Below are 18,616 nucleotides of genomic sequence, written 5' to 3'. Positions count from 1 at the left end.
ATGTATCCTTCCATAAGATGAGGTGAAACAGGGTGCAGCGTGTGGCAACTTGTCTTTATCGCCGGAACGATCAGGTACTTTTGCTGCAAAAACCAAGGCGCGGATGGTGGACTTGCCCGGGGGGCAAAATGGAACCTGCCGAGACGGTCATCGATACCGTGCATCGAGAATATAAAGAGGAAACGGGGCTGGAACTGATTTCTCCCCAATTGCGGGGCGTTTTTACCATGGTGATGGAAGAAGAAGGGATGTTCCAGCATGAATGGATGCTTTTTCTCTTTCTTGCGCAAGAAGCGGCCGGTGAGATGCTGGTCCATTCTCAGGAAGGTCTGCTGCAATGGCATCCCATCTCGATGCTGGATCAACTGCCCATGCCGGAAGGGGATCGCCTGTTTATCAAACAGGTGTTAAACCATGATCGGCTGCTGGTCGGGCGTTTTCATTACACGCCTGATTTCCAGCTTTTGGATTACCATCTGCACGATACGCAAGAATGCCTTTGCGCCTCCTCTTGAATGGCGTGGCGGTTGGTTTGGTGCTGACCTCCTGTGCGGGAAGTGAGGTGTTTGCAAGATGCAAACGGTGGAGCTGGTGATTGTAACCGGCATGTCAGGCGCCGGGAAAACGGTCGCTGTCCAAAGCCTGGAAGACCTGGGCTTTTTTTGTGTGGATAATTTGCCGCCGGTTCTGATTCCAAAATTTGCCGAAATCCTGCAGCAATCAGGCGGGAAGATTGGCAAGGCGGCGCTGGTGATCGACCTGCGAGGGGGGGAATTTTTTTCTGCCCTTTCTGAGGCATTGGACGTATTGAAACAGATGGACTATCTGCGCCTCCAGATTCTTTTTCTGGACGCTGACGATCAGACGCTGGTTCGTCGCTACAAGGAGACGAGACGGCGCCATCCTTTGGCTGCGGCCGGTTCCCCATTGGAGGGCATCCAGCTTGAGCGGAAAAAACTGCAGGCGATCAAGGAGCAGGCTCACTTGATCATCGACACCAGCCGCTTGAAACCCCGCGAATTAAGGGACAAGCTGGCCAGTATCCTCATTTCCAGAGAAGAGGAACGGCTGGCGATCCATGTGTTGTCCTTCGGTTTTAAGTTTGGCGTGCCGATGGATGCCGACCTGGTATTTGACGTCCGATTTCTGCCCAATCCATACTACGAAGAGTCCCTGCGTGCCCTTTCCGGAAAAGACGAGCCGGTATACCGGTTTGTCATGGAGTCGGAAGGGGTCGACGCCTACCTGGGGCGGCTCAGCGATTTTCTCCTCTACTTGTTGCCGCTTTATGCCAGGGAAGGGAAAAGCCAATTGGTGATCGGAATCGGTTGCACAGGCGGACGGCACAGGTCCGTGGCCATCGCGGAGTATATCGGGAAACTGTTGCGGGAACGGCACTATGATGCGCGCGTGGAGCATCGCGATATTCACAAAGATGTGCTGAAAGAGGGTTGATGGGCCAGAGAACGAAAAATGCTTAGAACAACGAATCATATAACGGATAAATGAACGTATAAACGGAGTCACCCACAAATATAAAGAGTTTATAAAGATTTGACAAAAAGAACATCCTGAGAAAGGCGTTGGGAGAATGAAGGAACCTGTCTGCCCCAAAGTGGTGGCAATCGGCGGGGGAACCGGTCTTTCTACGATGTTGCGCGGCCTCAAATACCGCAACTGGCATTTGACGGCCGTGGTCACGGTAGGAGATGATGGAGGCAGTTCGGGGCGGTTGCGCACCGATCTGAACATGTTGCCGCCGGGAGACATTCGCAATGTGCTGGTGGCCCTGGCTGATACGGAACCGCTCCTGGAGAAGATGCTGCAGTACCGTTTCAAGCAGGGAGAAGGGTTGATTGGCCACAGCCTGGGAAATTTGCTGCTGGCGGCTTTGAACGACGTGACCGGCGATTTTGTGAAGGGGATCAAGGAATTGAGCCGTGTCCTGGCTGTCAAGGGGAAAGTGCTGCCTGCCAGCAACCAAGCGGTCGTCCTGAAGGCGACCATGACGGACGGCACGGAGGTGGTGGGAGAGTCCCAGATTCCGCTTGCCGGAAAAAGGATTCAGCGGCTTGAGCTGATCCCCGGCGATGTTGCTGCCAACGAAGAGGCGGTCAAGGAGATCATGGATGCAGACTGTCTGATTGTCGGGCCAGGCAGCCTGTACACCAGCCTCCTGCCTAACCTGTTGGTCAAAGGGCTTGTGGAGGCGGTGCGAAGATCGTCCGCCTTGAAAATCTTTGTCTGTAACCTGATGACGCAGCCGGGGGAAACAGACGGACTGAATGCGGTCGATCACCTGAAAGTGTTTGACGAGCACGTTGGCAACAACCTCTTTGATCTGGTGATTGTCAACTGTGCCGAGTTGCCGCCTTCCATTGCCCGCCAGTATGCAGAAAAGGGATCCTATCCGGTCGAACCGGCGGTGGAAGCCCTGGCCGCCATGGGGTATCAGGTGATTGCCGATAATCTGATCAGTTATGAAACGTATCTCCGTCACAACGCCAACCGGTTGGGCGATCTGATTGAACAAGCGCTGAAACAATGGCTTGAAAACCGGCGCAACTGAGGAATCCAACCGGGATCATGCCACCTGACCTGGTGGCCAGCGGGGGTGCCAGCATGTCATTCGCAGCAGAAACCAAAAAAGAATTGACCCAGATCGAGAGCAAACCCTGTTGCCAGCGTGCAGAATTGAGCGCCCTGGTAAGGATGAACGGCAGCATGCGATTCGCGGGAAGCCGCCAGACCATGGACATTCAGACGGAAAACGCGGCCATTGCCCGGCGCATCTACACCCTTGTCAAACGTGCCTACCGCATTCAAGCGGAAGTGTTGATCCGGAAAAAGGCCCAGTTGAAAAAAAACAACGTCTACATTGTTCGGATTCCCATTTCCCGGGGAAAGGAAGCCGCCGGTTCATCCAGTGATCAGCGGGATATCCTGCTGGATCTGGGCCTGGTTCGCGATAGCAACAACCGGCTGATCATCGTCAGCGGCATCGACCCGAAGATCATCCGGAAAAACTGTTGCAAACGGGCCTTTCTGCGAGGGGCTTTTCTGGCAGGCGGTTCGGTCAACAACCCTGAACGCAATTCATACCACCTGGAAATCAGTTGTTTTTCAGAAAGCCTGTGCCAGCAACTGAGTGAACTGGCCAACCAATTTGATGTGAACGCCAAATGCATCGAACGGAAAAACAGTTACGTCCTGTACATGAAAGAAGGGGAGAAGATCACCGCCTTCCTGAATGTCATCGGCGCGCATCAGGCGCTGTTGCATTTTGAAGATGTGCGGATTGTCAAAGATATGCGCAATTCGGTGAATCGGCTGGTCAACTGTGAGACGGCCAACCTGAACAAGACCATTCAGGCTTCTATGAAGCAGGTAGCCAACATCCGGCTGATTGAGAAGGTATGGGGCCTGGAAAACCTTCCCCCAAAATTGCGCGAAGTGGCCGAGGCGCGATTGGCCCATCCCGATCTCAGTCTCAGCGAATTGGGACAGCAGTTGCCTGGGGGGGCGATGAGCAAGTCAGGGGTAAACCATCGATTGCGAAAATTGGATGAAATCGCGGCGCGAATCCGCCAAAAATGTCCTCAAGATATGTTATAATGAGAATTGATATCATGATGAATGAAAGCAACGGATTATGATATAGGTGGGAGGTTATGGGATTGTATACCAAAGAGGTGGTGGTGAAGTTAAGAAACGGGCTGCACGCTCGGCCCGCTGCCCTCTTTGTTCAGGAAGCCAACCGCTTTTCCTCCGACATTTACCTTGTGATGGAAGACAAGCGAGTGAGCGCCAAGAGCATCATGGGCGTGATGAGTCTGGCCATCAATCAGGGAACCAGCGTGACCATCGAAGCGGAGGGGCCGGATGCGGCACAGGCCGTTGAGTCGCTGGCTGTCATGATTTCAAAAGAGGATTGAACATGACTTGAAGTTGACAGCCATTGTCCGTGTGCCGATTTATGAGAACGCTTCCATGAAAGTGAAAAAATCACCCCTGTTCATGACAAGGGTGATTTTTTCGTTTTACTCGGAACGGGGTGCCGAGGTGATGATCTCATCGATCAGACCATACTTTTTGGCTTCTTCCGCGGACATGAAGAAATCCCGGTCGGTATCCCGTTCGATGACTTCCAACGGCTGGCCTGTGTTTTCCGAGAGAATCCGATTGAGGCGATCCCGCATCTTCAAAATGTGCCTGGCGTGAATCTCAATGTCTGTCGCCTGGCCGCGCGCGCCTCCCAGCGGCTGGTGGATCATCACTTCGCTGTTGGGCAGGGCGAACCGTTTTCCCTTGGCCCCGGCGGCCAGGAGGAAAGCGCCCATCGAGGCGGCCATGCCGATGCAAATGGTGGAGACATCCGGCTTGATGTACTGCATGGTGTCGTAAATGGCCATCCCCGCAGTAATGACTCCTCCAGGACTGTTGATGTAAAGGTAGATGTCCTTGTCTGGATCTTCAGCCTGCAGAAACAGCAGCTGGGCCACGACGCTGTTGGCTACCAAATCGTCAATCGGCGTTCCGAGAAAGATAATCCGATCTTTCAGCAATCGCGAGTAGATGTCGTAAGCTCTCTCGCCGCGATTGGTCTGTTCGATGACGGTGGGAATGAGATGCATCCGCGCTCTCCCTTTCCTTTTCATAGATAGGTATCACTTGCAAGAAGGCTGCTTTGCCCTTATTGTAAATGCAAGATTTCGCCGGGTCAAACCGGCGAAAAAATAAAAAAGCTATCCCATGAGACAGGACAGCTTGTTCTCCTAGTAAATAAAATGGCGCGCTCGGAGGGAATCGAACCCCCGCTCCTGGCTCCGGAGGCCAGTGCTCTATCCGCTGAGCTACGAGCGCATCCCGAAAGAACAACACCATTATAACAAGGAATTTTTCAAGTTGCAAGGGGTACCCAGACAGCCCTGTTCCCGTGTATACTGAAAATATATAAAGACAATTGATGAAAAGGAGGAGGGGAAGTACTGGTTTCAAAAATGGAAGCGCTTTAGAAACCAGGAGTGACTATGGCGATGGAATTGAGTTTTAACCTCAAACAGGAACAAACGCTGAAATTGACCCTCACTCCCCAGCTGCGGCAAGCGATTGAAATCCTCCAGTTCTCATCCCTTGAACTATTAGAATATTTACACGAGCAACAGATGGAAAATCCGCTGATCGAACTGGAGGGGCTGTACCAGTACATTCACGATGTTCCGGTTGAATCATCGAGAACGCAGACAGAAGAACGGAACTGGTTCAATCAGGTGTTGTCCGCGGAAGCCACGCTGCAAGAGCGGCTCGAGGCCCAGCTATTGGAGTTCCCGCTGTCTGACGAGATACAACAGATCGGCAGATTTCTGATCGGCAATGTGGATGAACGAGGATACCTGGATATCTCGGTCACAGAAGCGGCAGCCTGTGCGGGAGTGCCGGAAGCGAAGATTGAGGAAGCCATCGCCTGTTTGCAGCAGATGGATCCCCCTGGGGTGTGCGCCAGGGATCTCAAGGAATGCCTCCTCCTTCAATTGCGTCGCCTGGCTCCCGATGATTGGCTGGCCATGCGCTTGGTGGAAGAATCCCTGGAGGAGCTGGCGCAGGGAAAAATTCAGCAGCTTGCCCAGTGGTATGGTGTGTCACCGGGAGCGATTCAGCGAGCCTATGACCGGATCCAGTCTTTAAACCCGCATCCCGGGCTGGCGTATAGCGCGGAAGCCCCGCGGTACTTGATTCCGGATGTGCAGATTGAAAAGGTGAACGGAGAATATGTGGTCATCCTCCTGGATCATTGGTTGCCTCACTTTCGGATCAACCCGGCCTACCATCAGATGATCCAACATGCCGATGAGCAGGTTGCCAGCTACCTGCGGGAAAAGCTGAATGCGGCACTCTGGATCGCCAAGAGCATCGAGCAGCGGCGGCTGACCCTTTACCGCGTCGTGGAGTGCCTCGTTGAGGAGCAGCGGGACTTTCTTGAAAAAGGCAAGGCCTATTTGCGTCCGTTGACCCTAAGGCAAGTGGCTGACAAGCTGGGCATGCACGAGTCGACCGTCAGCCGGGCAACCAGCGGCAAGTACGCACAGACGCCACGCGGTCTGATTGAGCTCAAGGCCTTTTTTTCACACGGCATCGGCACGGAGGATGAGATCTCGCCTGAGCGGGTGAAATTGCGGATCAAAGAACTGATCGACGGCGAAGACAAGCGCAAGCCGCTGTCGGATCAGAAATTGGCGGAATTGCTGTCGGCAGAGGGGATTTGCCTCTCTCGCCGGACCGTGGCAAAATATCGGGAGGAAATGCGAATTCCCTCTTCTGCCAAACGCCGGAGATATGTGTGAGCGAAGCGGCTGGTTAGGACAGGGAGGGAGCGAGGAAATGGCATGGAAATCACATGAAACAAAGGGGATGGAACTGGCGTGGAAGTGACGTTGTACACGCGTCCGGGATGCACGCTTTGTGAGGAAGCCAGGCAGGATATCGAGGCGCTGGCAGAGGACTATGAGTTTCAGTTCCGGCAGGTCAATATTGACGAGGACCCGGTGCTGTTGGAGAAGTATTCCTCCAGGATTCCGGTGGTGGCGATTGACGGCGAAGAGGTACTGGTCACGCGGGTCAGTCGCTATCGCTTCCGGAAGGCGCTGGAGGCGCGCCAGGGACGGGCGGTGGCAGGGAAGGAAAGTGTGGATCGGGAGCGGTAGCGCAGGAAAGCTACCGTTTTTTCTTGCAATCAGAAAGGAGAGAGGCAGTCCATGGCGGAAGAGGGAGTTGTTGTCAGGCACATTCACCGGGTGATTGACCATACACTATTACATCCGGCCGCCACCGAGGAAGCGATTCGGGACTTGTGTCAGGAGGCCAGGGACTATCTGTTTTGCGCGGTGTGTGTCCATCCTCACTATGTCTCCCTGGCCGTCAGGGAATTGGCCGGTGCGGATGTCAAGGTATGTACGGTGATCGGGTTCCCGTTGGGCCTTCATTCCTGCGGCGTGAAGCTGCTGGAGGCTGAGGAGGCGGTGGCGCGGGGGGCTTGCGAGCTGGACTTTGTGACCAATTTGGCCCATGTGAAAAACGGCGATTGGCCAAAGGTGGAGGAAGAAATGACGGCGTTTCGCCGGTTGAAGGAACGAGCCGATGGGCATCTCGTGCTCAAGGCCATCCTGGAGACCTGCTATTTGACGGATGAGGAACTGATCCGCCTCTGTCAGATGGCCGTCGCTTGCGGCCTCGATTTTGTCAAGACGTCGACCGGCTTCGGCCCCAAGGGAGCCACGGCCGCTCAGGTGGCGCTGATGAGACGTGCCGTAGGGCAGCAGATCGGCGTAAAGGCGTCGGGTGGCATTCGCACCTATGCGGATGCGGTGCGGATGATCCAGGCGGGTGCCAGCCGCATCGGAACCAGTTCCGGCGTGCAAATTGTCCAGCAGGCAGCGCGTGCAAATTGTTCGGCAAGCAGGACACACTAACGGTGAACGGCTCAAGAAGGGGAGATGATGATGCGTGTAGGGATCAACGGCTTTGGAAGGATCGGGAGAAATGTGTTTCGGGCGGCGTTGAAGCGGGGGATGAATCTGGAGATTGTGGCCGTCAACGATCTGACCGATGCCGAGACGCTGGCCCATTTGTTGAAGTACGATTCCGTCCATGGCCGGTTGGAGGCGGATGTGGAGGCAAGTGACGGCGCGCTCAGGGTGAATGGGCGGACGGTGCAAGTGCTGGCGGAACGGGATCCGGCCGCCCTGCCCTGGGGAGATCTGGGTGTCGATCTGGTGATCGAGTCGACAGGACGTTTTACCAAACGGGTCGATGCGGAAAGACACTTGCAGGCAGGCGCGAAAAAGGTGATCATCACCGCGCCGGCAAAAGAAGAGGATCTGACGGTTGTCATGGGCGTCAATCATCATCTTTATGACGGTTCCAGGCACCACATCATATCCAATGCCTCCTGCACGACCAACTGCCTGGCACCCGTGGCCAAGGTGCTGCTGGAGCACTTCGGCATCCGCCGCGGATTGATGACGACGATTCATTCCTATACCAACGATCAGCAAATATTGGATCTGCCTCATAAGGATTTGCGGCGGGCCAGGGCGGCAGCAGAGTCGATCATTCCGACCACGACAGGAGCGGCGCGTGCGGTTTCTCTCGTTTTGCCGGAACTGGAAGGAAAGCTCAACGGGATGGCGATCCGGGTTCCCACTCCCAACGTCTCCGTGGTGGATCTGGTAGTGGAGCTTGAACGGTCGGCCAGCAGGGAGGAAATCAATGCGGCCCTGAAGGCGGCTTCCGAGGGCGAGTTGAAGGGCATTCTCGCTTATTCCGAGGAGCCCTTGGTCTCCCGCGACTACAACGGGGATCCGCACTCATCCACGGTGGATGCGTTGTCGACGATGGTCATCGACAAACAGATGGCCAAAGTGCTGGCCTGGTACGATAACGAATGGGGCTATTCCAACCGGGTGGTCGATCTGGCCCTGTACATCTCAGGCCGATCATAGCAAAAGCGGTTTGGCATCCGTGTCGAATTCTGGTAGAATCGTCATGGATCAATCTCGTAACGAAAACGTTGCGTGCAGTGACTAAAGGGGAGCGAACGGTTGTATGAAGAAAAAAACCATAGCAGATGTGGAATTGGCTGGCAAGCGCGTTCTCTGCCGGGTGGATTTCAACGTGCCGATGGAGAACGGGAAAATCACCGATGACACCCGGATCAGGGCCAGCCTTCCCACGATTCAATACCTGCTTCAACAGGGAGCGAGGCTCATTCTCGTCAGTCACCTGGGAAGACCGAAAGGGAAGGTGGATGACTCACTGCGGCTGGCCCCTGTGGCTGAGCGTCTTGCGGAGCTGCTGGGGAAACCGGTGCGTGCCCTGCCGGAGTCGGTCGGTGAGTCGGTGGAGATGGCCTGCCGGTCCCTTGCGCCCGGGGATGTGGTGCTGCTGGAAAATATCCGCTTCTATCCGGGCGAGGAGGCCAACGATCCCGCTTTTGCAAAGCAGCTGGCCAGTCTTGCTGAACTGTACGTCAACGATGCGTTTGGCACGGCACACCGTGCCCATGCTTCGACGGCAGGTGTGGCGGATTACCTTCCGGCTGTCGCCGGGTTTTTGATGCAGAAGGAACTGGAAATTCTTGGAAACGCACTGCAATCACCGCAGCGGCCCTTTACCGCCATCATCGGGGGAGCCAAGGTCAAGGATAAAATCGGCGTCATCGAAAACCTGCTGCAAAAGGTGGACCGCCTCTTGCTCGGCGGCGGCCTGGCCAATACCTTTCTGAAGGCAAAAGGATTTGACATCGGCGCCTCCTTGTACGAAGAGGACAAGGTGGAGGTGGCCAAGCGCCTGCTCGCGCTTGCCGAGGAGAGAGGAATCCAGCTGGAGATTCCGCGTGATGTGGTGGCGGCGGATCGCCTTTCATCCAACGCGGAGACCCGGGCGGTGGCGGCGGATGCGATTCCCCAAGGCTGGATGGCCTTGGATATCGGCCCGGAAACGGCAAGCCGCTATCGGGAGATGATTCAGTCCTCTGCGTTAGTCATCTGGAACGGACCAATGGGCGTTTTTGAGATGAAGCCGTTTGCTTCCGGAACCTTTGCGGTCGCCAGGGCGATGGCGGAGACGCAGGCCACCACCATCATCGGCGGGGGAGATTCGGCGGCCGCTGTCGAAAAGGCGGGCGTGGCAGATGCCATCACACATATCTCAACCGGCGGCGGCGCCTCCCTGGAATTCATGGAAGGCAAGATCCTGCCGGGCGTAGCCGTGCTGGAGGATCAGGCGTAAATGACGCGGCCCATCCTTGTCGCAGGGAATTGGAAGATGAATCATTCCCCTCAGGAGACCCGCGCCTTTCTGCAGCGCTTTTTGACCCAGGAGTTGCCCGAGGGGATTGAAGTCGTGATCTGCCCGCCTTTTACCTCTCTTTCCGTGTTGTATGAAGCGTTTCAGAATCTGCCTGCCGTACGCAGGGCCAGCCTCTCGATCGGGGCGCAGAACCTCCATTGGGCGGACAAGGGGGCCTATACGGGTGAGGTCAGTCCGCTCTTTTTAAAGGCCTGGGGAGTGAGCTACGTCATCGTGGGTCACTCTGAACGGCGGACGCTGATGGGCGAGACGGATCAGCAAGTGGCCCGCAAGGTGGCTGCCGCCTTTGCGCACGGGATGGTGCCCATCCTGTGCGTTGGCGAGGACAGGGAGGAGCGGGACCGTGGCCAGACGGAGGAGAAAGTGCTGCGCCAGGTGCAGGCCGGATTGGAGCCGTTGCGGCCGGAGCAGGCGGGCCAAATGGTGGTGGCGTATGAACCCATTTGGGCCATTGGCTCAGGGAGAACGCCGACCCCGGGTGAAATCAGCCAGGTCCTGGGCAGCATCCGGCGGCATGTAGCCAGCCGGTTTGGCCGGGAGGTTTCCGAACGGTTGCGGCTGCTTTATGGCGGCAGCGTCGATCCGGAGAATATCTCCTCCCTGATTGGCGAACAAGAGGTGGACGGGGTCCTGGTTGGCGGGGCCAGCCTGGATCCGGAGCGGTTCTTGCAGATTATCCAGCGTTCCAAATCGAGCGAAAAAAGAAGGGGTAACCAGTGAAAAGAAGGGATGTGCCATGAAGCGGCCCAAACCTGTGGCACTGATCATTCTGGACGGATTCGGATGGCGCCAGCAGGTGGAAGGAAATGCCGTCGCGCAAGCCCGCAAACCCAATTTTGATCGGTATTGGCAGGAGTATCCTCATGCCATTTTGCAGGCAAGCGGAGAAGCGGTGGGCTTGCCGGACGGCCAGATGGGGAACTCGGAAGTGGGCCACCTGAACATTGGCGCCGGGCGGATCGTGTATCAGGATCTGACACGTGTCAACAAGTCGATCCGGGAAGGCAGCTTTTTCACAAACGAGGTGTTTTTGCGGGCGATCGAACACGTGAGGCGGGAAGATGCCGCGTTGCACCTGTTTGGGTTGCTTTCGGACGGCGGTGTACATAGTCATATCGAGCATCTGTTCGCGCTGTTGGAGCTGGCCAGGCGCAGTCAGCTATCCCGTGTGTACGTGCACGCCTTTCTGGACGGACGGGATGTGGCGCCCGACAGTGCGCGGCGTTACATTGAACAGACCCTTGCGAAGATGAAGGAGCTGGGCGTCGGCCGGTTTGCCACGATCCAGGGCCGCTACTACGCGATGGACCGGGATCGGCGCTGGGAGCGGACCGAGAAGGCGTACCGGGCGCTTGTCTATGGAGAGGGGAGAAAGGTGCGGGATCCGATCCAGGCCCTGGAGGCATCTTACGAAGAGGGCATTTATGACGAGTTTGTGCTTCCCTCTGTCCTCGTGGATGAGCAAGGGAAGCCGGTCGGGCTTGTCCGTTCCAGGGATGCCGTGATTTTTTACAACTTCCGCCCCGATCGGGCGATCCAGATTTCCCAAGCGTTTACGAATGACGATTTTCGCGGCTTTGACCGGGGACCCGGGCGGCCGCGGGATCTCCACTTTGTCTGCCTGACCCATTTCAGCGAGACGGTCAACGGGTATGTGGCCTACAGACCCACCAATCTGGACAACACTTTTGGGGAAGTGGTTTCCCAGCATGGGTTGCGGCAGCTGAGAATCGCCGAGACGGAAAAATATCCTCACGTCACCTTCTTTTTCAGCGGGGGCCGGGAAAACGCCTTTCCGGGCGAAAAGCGGGTTCTCATTGACTCTCCGAAAGTGGCCACGTACGATCTCAAGCCGGAGATGAGCGCTTACGAGGTAACCGATGCGTTGCTGCAAGAGCTGGAGCGAGGAGAGCAGGATGTGATCATCCTCAACTTTGCCAATCCGGACATGGTGGGTCATTCCGGGAAGATGGAGCCTACGATCCGGGCTGTGGAGGCGGTGGACGAGTGCCTCGGCAAAGTGGTGGATGCGGTGCTGTCCCAGGGCGGGGTGGCCGTGATCATCGCCGATCACGGAAATGCCGATACGATGATCGATGACAACGGCAATCCCGTCACCTCGCACAGCACGGCGCCCGTGCCGATGATCGTGACAAAGAAGGGCATCCGGCTGCGGGAGGAGGGCATTCTGGCCGACGTGGCACCCACCTTGTTGCATTTGCTGGGGATAGAGCAGCCTCCGCAAATGACCGGCCGTTCGATGATTGCCGGCGAGGAGTGAGGACGTTCGTACTTTCATCGAGCCGCTCGTCATTGAGGCGGTCGTGGACTGTGAGTGCAAGGTTGAGCATGTGAGTTCGGTGAGAAAGGAGACATGCAGATATGCCGGATCATGGATTTTCAAGCGCGGGCCGGATGATTGAAGAAGTGCTGGCCAGGGAGGTGCTGGACTCGCGGGGCAACCCGACTGTCGAGGTGGAGGTCTACCTCGAATCCGGCGCGATGGGGCGGGCGATCGTTCCTTCCGGCGCCTCCACAGGCGCCCACGAAGCGGTGGAGTTGCGCGACGAGGATGAGGGGCGTTACCTGGGCAAGGGGGTCCAACAGGCTGTCCGCCATGTCAATGAAACCATTGGGCCGGAATTGCTGGGCCTGGATGCGTTGGATCAGGTCGGCATTGACCAGCTGATGATCCAGCTGGACGGGACACCCAACAAGGAAAAGCTGGGGGCCAACGCCATTTTGGGCGTGTCGATGGCGGTCGCCCGGGCGGCAGCTCAACACCTCGGAGTGCCCCTGTATGCGTATCTCGGGGGATTTACCGCCCGCACCTTGCCCGTGCCGATGATGAACATTCTCAACGGCGGCAAACATGCGGACAACAATGTGGACTTCCAGGAATTCATGATCATGCCGGTTGGTGCGGAAGATTTCAGGGAGGCGCTCCGGATCGGCGCAGAGGTGTTTCACCACCTGAAAAAGGTGCTCAAGGCCAAGGGATTGAGCACTGCGGTGGGCGATGAGGGGGGCTTTGCGCCCAACCTGTCATCCAATGAGGAAGCGATCCAGACCATCCTCGAGGCGATCAAGCAGGCCGGCTACGAGCCGGGGAAAGATGTTTTTCTCGCGCTGGACATCGCTTCGACCGAGTTGTACCGGGACGGGATGTACCACTTGGAAGGGGAAGGCGTCAGCCGGACCAGCAGCGAAATGATCGACTTCTACACCCACCTGGTGGAAAAGTACCCGATCCTCTCCATTGAAGACGGAATGGCGGAGGATGACTGGGAAGGCTGGGCCCGCCTGACCGACCGCCTGGGCAAGCAAGTGCAGCTGGTCGGGGATGATCTGTTTGTCACCAACACCAGCCGCCTGCGGCAGGGAATCGAGCAACATGTGGGCAATTCCATCCTGATCAAGGTGAATCAAATCGGCACCCTGACGGAGACGTTTGAGGCGGTGGAGATGGCAAAGCGGGCCGGATACACGGCGGTGATCTCGCACCGTTCCGGCGAAACGGAGGACACGACGATTGCCGATCTGGCCGTGGCGACCAACAGCGGACAGATCAAAACGGGTGCGCCGTCCCGCACCGACCGGGTTGCCAAGTACAACCAGTTGCTTCGGATTCACGATGAACTGGCAGGGATTGGAAAGTACGCAGGCCTGGAGGCCTTTTACAACCTGCGCCGTTTCAAAGGATAGCGCTTGTGGACCGGGGCGGTGCACCGGGGCAGTGTCGCCCGAGGTTGTTCATTTTCAACATCCGTGGTAATATCTAAGTAGGTAAGTAGGTACATGACAGATGCATGGTGTCAAGTTCAAGGGTGATATGCTTTTGCATGGCAATCTGCCCAAAATGTGCCAGGATAACGGTAAACACGTTTATTTTGCCGGTAACGTACGTACAATGAAAGTGACCGTAGGTGCGGCAACACCTATGACCGAAGTACAATAGATGCCCACACAAGGGCGTCGGCTCAAGTGAAGGGAATGTTAGATCACCAGCCCTCCAGGCTCAAGGGTGATCTACTTTTTCTATCATTTGACAGCATGGCAATCAACATGCCGAAAGCAATCATCAATGCGATTGCTTCATATACTGTCATTTTCTCACCCCCTTCCCTTGCGGGGTAAAGAGGTGAGCCGATCCCCCTTGAGGAGCCGTCCTATTGTACAAGCCCCATAATAACACTTTGAATACTTTTGGTTAAATTATGATCAGATTGACGATCCCATAGATATCGATAGTCAAAGAGACAGACCTCCCCTAACCTCATGTGTTCAGGGAGGTCTCTTTTCTTTATGGGCGCATGTAAGACGAAAAGGCGGTGATGGCTTTTCCTTGCCAGTCTCTCTTGAAGTATGCTAAAATACTGGCGTGTTTGTGGAGCGTTTGGAGGAGGTAGAGTGCATGATCCCATTGCTCATCACCTTGCTGGTCATCTCATGCTTGGGAGTCATTGCTACGGTGCTTCTGCAGGAAGGAAAGAGCGCCGGCTTGTCGGGCGCGATCGCCGGTGGCGCGGAACAGCTGTTGGGCAAGCAGAAAGCGCGGGGTATCGATGCGCTGTTGCACCGTCTGACGATCGTATTTGGGGTGGCCTTTTTCATTCTGACGGTACTGCTAGGGTATTTCCTGTGATGGTTGCCGGATACAACGAACATTCCGTCCTTATCCATGGAACAGCAGGGAAGCGCATTTCTTTCTTGCTGTTTTTCTTTTTTCCGGATACAGTACGATCAGTACGATCATGACGTTGTTGTGCGAACAAAGAGGGGGAGTACCATGCGCATTCATGCCCGCTCGCCGGAATCTTTCTTTCTTCAGGGGACAAAACCGGTCGGCCTCCTCCTGATTCACGGGTTTACCGGTTCTTGCGCGGAAATGAGCCTCCTGGGCGACTATTTTCACCAGCGCGGGTATACCGTTCATGCGCCTCTCCTGAAAGGGCATGGGACACGGGCGGAAGATCTGGAGAGGACCACGGCGGACGACTGGTGGGCCAGTGTCCTGGAGGGGTATCAGCGGCTGAAGAGGGCAGACACTTCAAACCTGTTTGTCATCGGTTTGTCGATGGGAGGGTTGCTCGCCCTGAAATTGGCGGCCAACCAGCCCGTCCAAGGCGTCGTTGCCATGGCCGCGCCGGTCTTTGTTTACGAGCGCCTGATCGGGCTCTCCAGGTGGGTTTATCCGATTTACCGGTATCAGAAGCATATCGGCAGGGATCCCAACCCGGAGGTGGAAGCATACAAATGGAGTTATGACCGGACGCCGGTCAAGTCGGCGGCCCATCTGTACCGGTTGATGAAAGAGGTGAAAAGGCTGCTGCCGCGTATTCAGGTTCCGGCATTGATCATGCAGGGGACCCGGGACCGAACGGTGAGTCCCAGGAGTGCCCAATACATCTATGATGCGCTGGGTTCCACGGATAAACAATTACGCTGGTACAGCAATTCCGGCCATATCCTGACCCTGGACAGGGAGCGGCAGCAGGTATTTGAGGAGGTTGAGGAGTTTATCCGCCGTTGTTTGAGTGAACAATAAGAAAGAACGATATGACGGAGGAGACATAAGGAGCGAATGCAGATGCCCATGACGGAAGAGGAATTGCTGGAATTTATGCGGGAGGAAGCCTACAAGCCATTGACGATTCACGAGCTGGAGGCGGCATTTGGGCTGGAGAGTGCCGCCGACTTCAAGGAATTGGTGCAGCTGGTTACCCGGTTGGAGGAAGAAGGGAAGATTGTCCGCACCCGTTCCAACCGTTACGGCGTGCCGGAACGGATGAATCTGGTGCGCGGCCGGCTGGAGGCCCATCCCAAAGGGTACGGCTTTGTGATCCCGGAAGAGGAGGCCGAGGAAGATATCTACATTCATGCCCTGGATATGAAAGGGGCGATGCATGGCGATACGGTTTTGGTGCGGGTGCAGAAGAGAAACCGTGATGGGCGCGCGGAAGGGGAAATTGTCCGGATTCTCAAGCGGGCCAACCAGACCGTGGTGGGAACCTATCGGGATGAACGCCATTTTGGGTTTGTGATTCCGGATGACAGGCGGATCACGACAGACATTTTGATTCCCCAGGGGGCCTCCAGTCAGGCGCAGGAAGGGCAAAAAGTGGTGGTCCGAATCACCAAATATCCTGAAAAGCGCTTGAGCGCGGAAGGAGAAGTGATTGAAATCCTGGGTTACAAGCATGAGCCCGGGGTGGATATCCTTTCCATCATCCGCAAGTATGACTTGCCGGAGCAATTTCCCGCTGAGGTGCTGGCCGAGGCGGAGCAGGTGCCGGAGGAGGTCGCGGCGGAAGAGATAGCCCAGCGGAAGGATCTGCGCGGCAAATCGATTGTCACGATAGACGGGGAGGATGCCAAAGACCTGGATGATGCCGTCTCGGTCGAACGCCTCCCGAACGGCAACTGGCTTCTCGGCGTGCATATCGCCGATGTCAGTTACTATGTCAAGGAAGGGAGCGCCTTGGATCGGGAGGCCTACCGCCGAGGCACCAGTGTCTATCTGGTTGACCGCGTGATCCCCATGTTGCCGCCGCGTCTGTCGAACGGGATTTGCAGCCTGCATCCGCGGGTCGACCGGCTGACCATCAGTTGCGAAATGGAGATTAATCCGCAGGGCGAAGTGGTCAACCATGCCATTTTTCCCAGTGTGATCCGTACGGTCGAGCGGATGAGCTACCGTGATGTCTACGAGCTGCTGAAAGGAAGCGCAGACGCGGAAGGGGATGTCGCCCGCCATGAACAGCTGCGCAAGCGGTATGAGGCGCTCCTGCCGATGTTTCAGGAGATGGAACGGCTGGCTCTCACGCTACGCGCCAAACGCATGCGACGAGGCGCGGTAGATTTTGATTTCCCGGAAGCCAAGATTCTGGTGGATGCCTCCGGCAAACCGGTGGAAATCTTGCGGAAGGAGCGGACCATTGCGGAACAGATCATTGAGGAGTTCATGCTGGCCGCCAATGAGACCGTGGCAGAGCATTTTTACTGGCTGCAGCAGCCTTTTCTTTACCGGGTCCACGAAGATCCGGACAGTGACAAGATGCTTTCCTTTGCGCAGTTTATCGCCAGCTTCGGGTATCACCTCCGCGGCGTCGGCAACCGGATTCATCCAAAGGCGTTGCAGCAGGTTCTGACGGAGATTGCCGGCACCCCCGAGGAACAGGTGATCAGCACGGTCATGCTGCGCTCGCTGAAACAAGCCAGATACGACGAACAGAACCTGGGCCATTTCGGCCTGGCCGCTTCTTACTATACGCATTTCACTTCCCCCATCCGTCGCTATCCCGATTTGGTCGTGCACCGGATGATTCGCCAGGTGCTGCTGGAACGATCGATGACAGAAGAGCGGGCGGAAAAACTGCGCAAAAGGATGCCGGAAGTGGCTGAGCACGTCTCGGTCCGGGAGCGCATCGCGGTTGAGGCGGAGCGGGAAACGGAAGATTTGAAAAAAGCCCAATGGATGTCAGAGCACATTGGCGAAGCGTTTGAGGGGATTATCAGCGGCGTGACTCCCTTTGGCATATTCGTCCAGCTGCCCAACCTGGTGGAAGGACTGGTTCACGTCAGCTACATGACCGATGATTATTATCACTACCTGGACAGCCAATATGCGTTGGTCGGGGAACGTACCGGGAAAATGTATCGGATCGGCGATGAGGTGCGTGTCCGCGTGCTGGCGGTGGACGAGGATGAGCGGCGGGTGGAATTTGAGCTGATTGAAGGCAAGGTTCGCAAGCGCAAAAAGAAAGCGCAAGCCAAAGTGATCATCGCATCCCAGGCGAAAGAAACGTCCAAAAGGAAAGGGAAAAAGGCAAAGGGGAAGCAGAAAAAGCAACGGATGTAAAGAAACAAAGAAACAGCATTTTTCTTTGGGAGGGACGAAACGATGGGGAAGGGAATCGGAAAAGTGATCGCGCAAAACCGCAAGGCCACACACGATTATTTTATTGAGGAGACCTACGAGGCGGGGATGGTGCTGAAAGGAACGGAGATCAAGTCCATTCGCGCCGGCCGGGTCAACCTCAAAGACAGCTTTGCCCGCGTTGAAGACGGCGAAGTGTTTCTCTATGGTTTGCACATCAGTCCTTATGAACAGGGAAACCGGTTCAACCACGACCCGGAACGGACCCGCAAATTGCTGCTTCACAAGGAGGAGATTCGCAAGCTGATCGGGGCGACCAAGGAGAAAGGATACGCGCTCATTCCCCTGAAAATTTACATTCGAAACGGGTTTGCCAAGGTGGAACTGGCGCTGGCGAAAGGGAAAAAGCTGTACGACAAGCGCCAGGCGATGGCCAAACGGGACGCGCAGCGCGAGATCGAACGGGCCTTCCGGGAGCGGCAAAAGATATAATGAGCAGGGGAAATCGGGGTGCATGTCAGGATGCGTGTGGTGGAGATGTTGCCTGCGGAGTTGCAGAAGAAATTGGAACAAGGGGAACCAATCCAGATCATCGATGTCCGTGAACCGGAGGAGGTGGCCATGGGGATGATTCGCGGTGCCCGCCACATTCCTCTGGGAGAACTGCCTTATCGCATGAAAGAGATCGATTCCGACACGGAGGCTGTGTTGGTCTGCAAAATTGGCTACCGCAGCAGAATCGCCTGCCAATATCTCATGGCACAAGGCTATACCAACGTCAAAAATTTGCTTGGCGGGATGCTGGCTTGGTCAGATGAGGCAGGGAGAAAAATACGCTTGACAGACAAATAACAAGTGATATTATTGCTT

General features: G+C 56.0%; 19 protein-coding genes and 1 tRNA gene. 18 read left to right on the top strand and 2 right to left on the bottom strand.

Translation table 11 applies throughout. The annotated features are described in order from the left end of the window. Window positions 1-32 precede the first annotated feature (32 nt). From BAA01_13785 to BAA01_13765, 5 genes are all read left to right on the top strand, one after another. Window positions 33-515, top strand: coding sequence for an NUDIX hydrolase (locus BAA01_13785; GenBank protein ID OUM88078.1), 483 nt, complete (start codon window positions 33-35; stop codon window positions 513-515). A gap of 58 nt (window positions 516-573) precedes the next feature. After that, complete coding sequence (locus BAA01_13780; GenBank protein ID OUM88077.1) at window positions 574-1,455, top strand: RNase adaptor protein RapZ; 882 nt, start codon at window positions 574-576, stop codon at window positions 1,453-1,455. Window positions 1,456-1,591: 136 nt separating this feature from the next. Further along, window positions 1,592-2,569 carry a hypothetical protein gene (locus BAA01_13775; protein OUM88076.1) on the top strand — a complete coding sequence of 326 codons (978 nt, stop codon included), beginning with the start codon at window positions 1,592-1,594 and terminating at the stop codon, window positions 2,567-2,569. Between the two features lie 53 nt (window positions 2,570-2,622). After that, window positions 2,623-3,615, top strand: a complete 993-nt coding sequence (locus BAA01_13770; protein OUM88124.1) for a DNA-binding protein WhiA — start codon at window positions 2,623-2,625, stop codon at window positions 3,613-3,615. A gap of 56 nt (window positions 3,616-3,671) precedes the next feature. Further along, window positions 3,672-3,935, top strand: a complete 264-nt coding sequence (locus BAA01_13765) for a hypothetical protein (protein ID OUM88075.1) — start codon at window positions 3,672-3,674, stop codon at window positions 3,933-3,935. A 105-nt stretch (window positions 3,936-4,040) separates the two neighbouring features. On the opposite strand, the gene BAA01_13760 is transcribed toward BAA01_13765, so the two are convergent. Together BAA01_13760 and BAA01_13755 are read right to left on the bottom strand one after the other, a co-directional pair. Next, window positions 4,041-4,634, bottom strand: coding sequence for an ATP-dependent Clp endopeptidase, proteolytic subunit ClpP (locus BAA01_13760; GenBank protein OUM88074.1), 594 nt, complete (start codon window positions 4,632-4,634; stop codon window positions 4,041-4,043). A 154-nt stretch (window positions 4,635-4,788) separates the two neighbouring features. Then, window positions 4,789-4,863 (bottom strand) — tRNA-Arg (locus BAA01_13755). Window positions 4,864-5,036: 173 nt separating this feature from the next. Here BAA01_13755 and BAA01_13750 point away from each other — a divergent pair. The 13 genes from BAA01_13750 to BAA01_13690 all read left to right on the top strand — a co-directional run bounded on the left by BAA01_13750 (window position 5,037) and on the right by BAA01_13690 (window position 18,598). Next, complete coding sequence (locus BAA01_13750; protein OUM88123.1) at window positions 5,037-6,341, top strand: RNA polymerase sigma-54 factor; 1,305 nt, start codon at window positions 5,037-5,039, stop codon at window positions 6,339-6,341. 78 nt (window positions 6,342-6,419) lie between these two features. Continuing rightward, window positions 6,420-6,701 (top strand): hypothetical protein, encoded by a 282-nt coding sequence (locus tag BAA01_13745; GenBank protein ID OUM88073.1) that lies wholly within the window; start codon window positions 6,420-6,422, stop codon window positions 6,699-6,701. A 51-nt stretch (window positions 6,702-6,752) separates the two neighbouring features. Then, entirely contained in the window at window positions 6,753-7,466 is a 714-nt protein-coding gene (locus BAA01_13740) for a deoxyribose-phosphate aldolase (protein OUM88072.1), read from the top strand. Window positions 7,467-7,490: 24 nt separating this feature from the next. Beyond that, window positions 7,491-8,498, top strand: coding sequence for a type I glyceraldehyde-3-phosphate dehydrogenase (locus BAA01_13735; GenBank protein OUM88071.1), 1,008 nt, complete (start codon window positions 7,491-7,493; stop codon window positions 8,496-8,498). 103 nt (window positions 8,499-8,601) lie between these two features. Next, complete coding sequence (pgk, locus tag BAA01_13730; protein OUM88070.1) at window positions 8,602-9,786, top strand: phosphoglycerate kinase; 1,185 nt, start codon at window positions 8,602-8,604, stop codon at window positions 9,784-9,786. Then, complete coding sequence (locus tag BAA01_13725) at window positions 9,787-10,587, top strand: triose-phosphate isomerase (protein OUM88069.1); 801 nt, start codon at window positions 9,787-9,789, stop codon at window positions 10,585-10,587. Window positions 10,588-10,603: 16 nt separating this feature from the next. Next, entirely contained in the window at window positions 10,604-12,148 is a 1,545-nt protein-coding gene (locus BAA01_13720) for a phosphoglycerate mutase (2,3-diphosphoglycerate-independent) (protein OUM88068.1), read from the top strand. Between the two features lie 134 nt (window positions 12,149-12,282). Next, window positions 12,283-13,572 carry a phosphopyruvate hydratase gene (locus BAA01_13715; GenBank protein OUM88122.1) on the top strand — a complete coding sequence of 430 codons (1,290 nt, stop codon included), beginning with the start codon at window positions 12,283-12,285 and terminating at the stop codon, window positions 13,570-13,572. Window positions 13,573-14,281: 709 nt separating this feature from the next. Beyond that, window positions 14,282-14,512, top strand: coding sequence for a preprotein translocase subunit SecG (locus tag BAA01_13710; GenBank protein OUM88067.1), 231 nt, complete (start codon window positions 14,282-14,284; stop codon window positions 14,510-14,512). Window positions 14,513-14,656: 144 nt separating this feature from the next. Further along, a complete protein-coding gene (locus tag BAA01_13705) occupies window positions 14,657-15,415 on the top strand; it encodes a hypothetical protein (protein ID OUM88066.1) in 759 nt (252 codons plus the stop codon). 36 nt (window positions 15,416-15,451) lie between these two features. Beyond that, the gene (locus tag BAA01_13700) at window positions 15,452-17,728 is read left to right on the top strand and encodes a ribonuclease R (protein ID OUM88065.1); all 2,277 of its coding nucleotides are present in this window, start codon (window positions 15,452-15,454) and stop codon (window positions 17,726-17,728) included. Between the two features lie 42 nt (window positions 17,729-17,770). Further along, window positions 17,771-18,238 carry an SsrA-binding protein gene (locus BAA01_13695; protein ID OUM88064.1) on the top strand — a complete coding sequence of 156 codons (468 nt, stop codon included), beginning with the start codon at window positions 17,771-17,773 and terminating at the stop codon, window positions 18,236-18,238. 30 nt (window positions 18,239-18,268) lie between these two features. After that, window positions 18,269-18,598, top strand: coding sequence for a sulfurtransferase (locus BAA01_13690; protein ID OUM88121.1), 330 nt, complete (start codon window positions 18,269-18,271; stop codon window positions 18,596-18,598). The last annotated feature ends 18 nt before the right edge of the window (window positions 18,599-18,616 follow it).

It is taken from the genome of Bacillus thermozeamaize (assembly GCA_002159075.1).
Taxonomy (GTDB): Bacteria; Bacillota; Bacilli; order ZCTH02-B2; family ZCTH02-B2; genus Bacillus_BB; species Bacillus_BB thermozeamaize.
Note: the sequence above shows the minus strand (reverse complement) of the source record. Positions and strands in the feature narration are given on the sequence as shown.

Bases quoted from the DNA above. Each gene is read 5' to 3' on its own strand.
- BAA01_13780 (OUM88077.1), top strand. From the start codon at position 574: ATGCAAACGGTGGAGCTGGTGATTGTAACCGGCATGTCAGGCGCCGGG.
- BAA01_13775 (OUM88076.1), top strand. From the start codon at position 1,592: ATGAAGGAACCTGTCTGCCCCAAAGTGGTGGCAATCGGCGGGGGAACC.
- BAA01_13770 (OUM88124.1), top strand. From the start codon at position 2,623: ATGTCATTCGCAGCAGAAACCAAAAAAGAATTGACCCAGATCGAGAGC.
- BAA01_13765 (OUM88075.1), top strand. From the start codon at position 3,672: ATGGGATTGTATACCAAAGAGGTGGTGGTGAAGTTAAGAAACGGGCTG.
- BAA01_13760 (OUM88074.1), bottom strand. From the start codon at position 4,634: ATGCATCTCATTCCCACCGTCATCGAACAGACCAATCGCGGCGAGAGA.
- BAA01_13750 (OUM88123.1), top strand. From the start codon at position 5,037: ATGGAATTGAGTTTTAACCTCAAACAGGAACAAACGCTGAAATTGACC.
- BAA01_13740 (OUM88072.1), top strand. From the start codon at position 6,753: ATGGCGGAAGAGGGAGTTGTTGTCAGGCACATTCACCGGGTGATTGAC.
- BAA01_13735 (OUM88071.1), top strand. From the start codon at position 7,491: ATGATGATGCGTGTAGGGATCAACGGCTTTGGAAGGATCGGGAGAAAT.
- pgk (OUM88070.1), top strand. From the start codon at position 8,602: ATGAAGAAAAAAACCATAGCAGATGTGGAATTGGCTGGCAAGCGCGTT.
- BAA01_13725 (OUM88069.1), top strand. From the start codon at position 9,787: ATGACGCGGCCCATCCTTGTCGCAGGGAATTGGAAGATGAATCATTCC.
- BAA01_13720 (OUM88068.1), top strand. From the start codon at position 10,604: ATGAAGCGGCCCAAACCTGTGGCACTGATCATTCTGGACGGATTCGGA.
- BAA01_13715 (OUM88122.1), top strand. From the start codon at position 12,283: ATGATTGAAGAAGTGCTGGCCAGGGAGGTGCTGGACTCGCGGGGCAAC.
- BAA01_13710 (OUM88067.1), top strand. From the start codon at position 14,282: ATGATCCCATTGCTCATCACCTTGCTGGTCATCTCATGCTTGGGAGTC.
- BAA01_13705 (OUM88066.1), top strand. From the start codon at position 14,657: ATGCGCATTCATGCCCGCTCGCCGGAATCTTTCTTTCTTCAGGGGACA.
- BAA01_13700 (OUM88065.1), top strand. From the start codon at position 15,452: ATGCAGATGCCCATGACGGAAGAGGAATTGCTGGAATTTATGCGGGAG.
- BAA01_13695 (OUM88064.1), top strand. From the start codon at position 17,771: ATGGGGAAGGGAATCGGAAAAGTGATCGCGCAAAACCGCAAGGCCACA.
- BAA01_13690 (OUM88121.1), top strand. From the start codon at position 18,269: ATGCGTGTGGTGGAGATGTTGCCTGCGGAGTTGCAGAAGAAATTGGAA.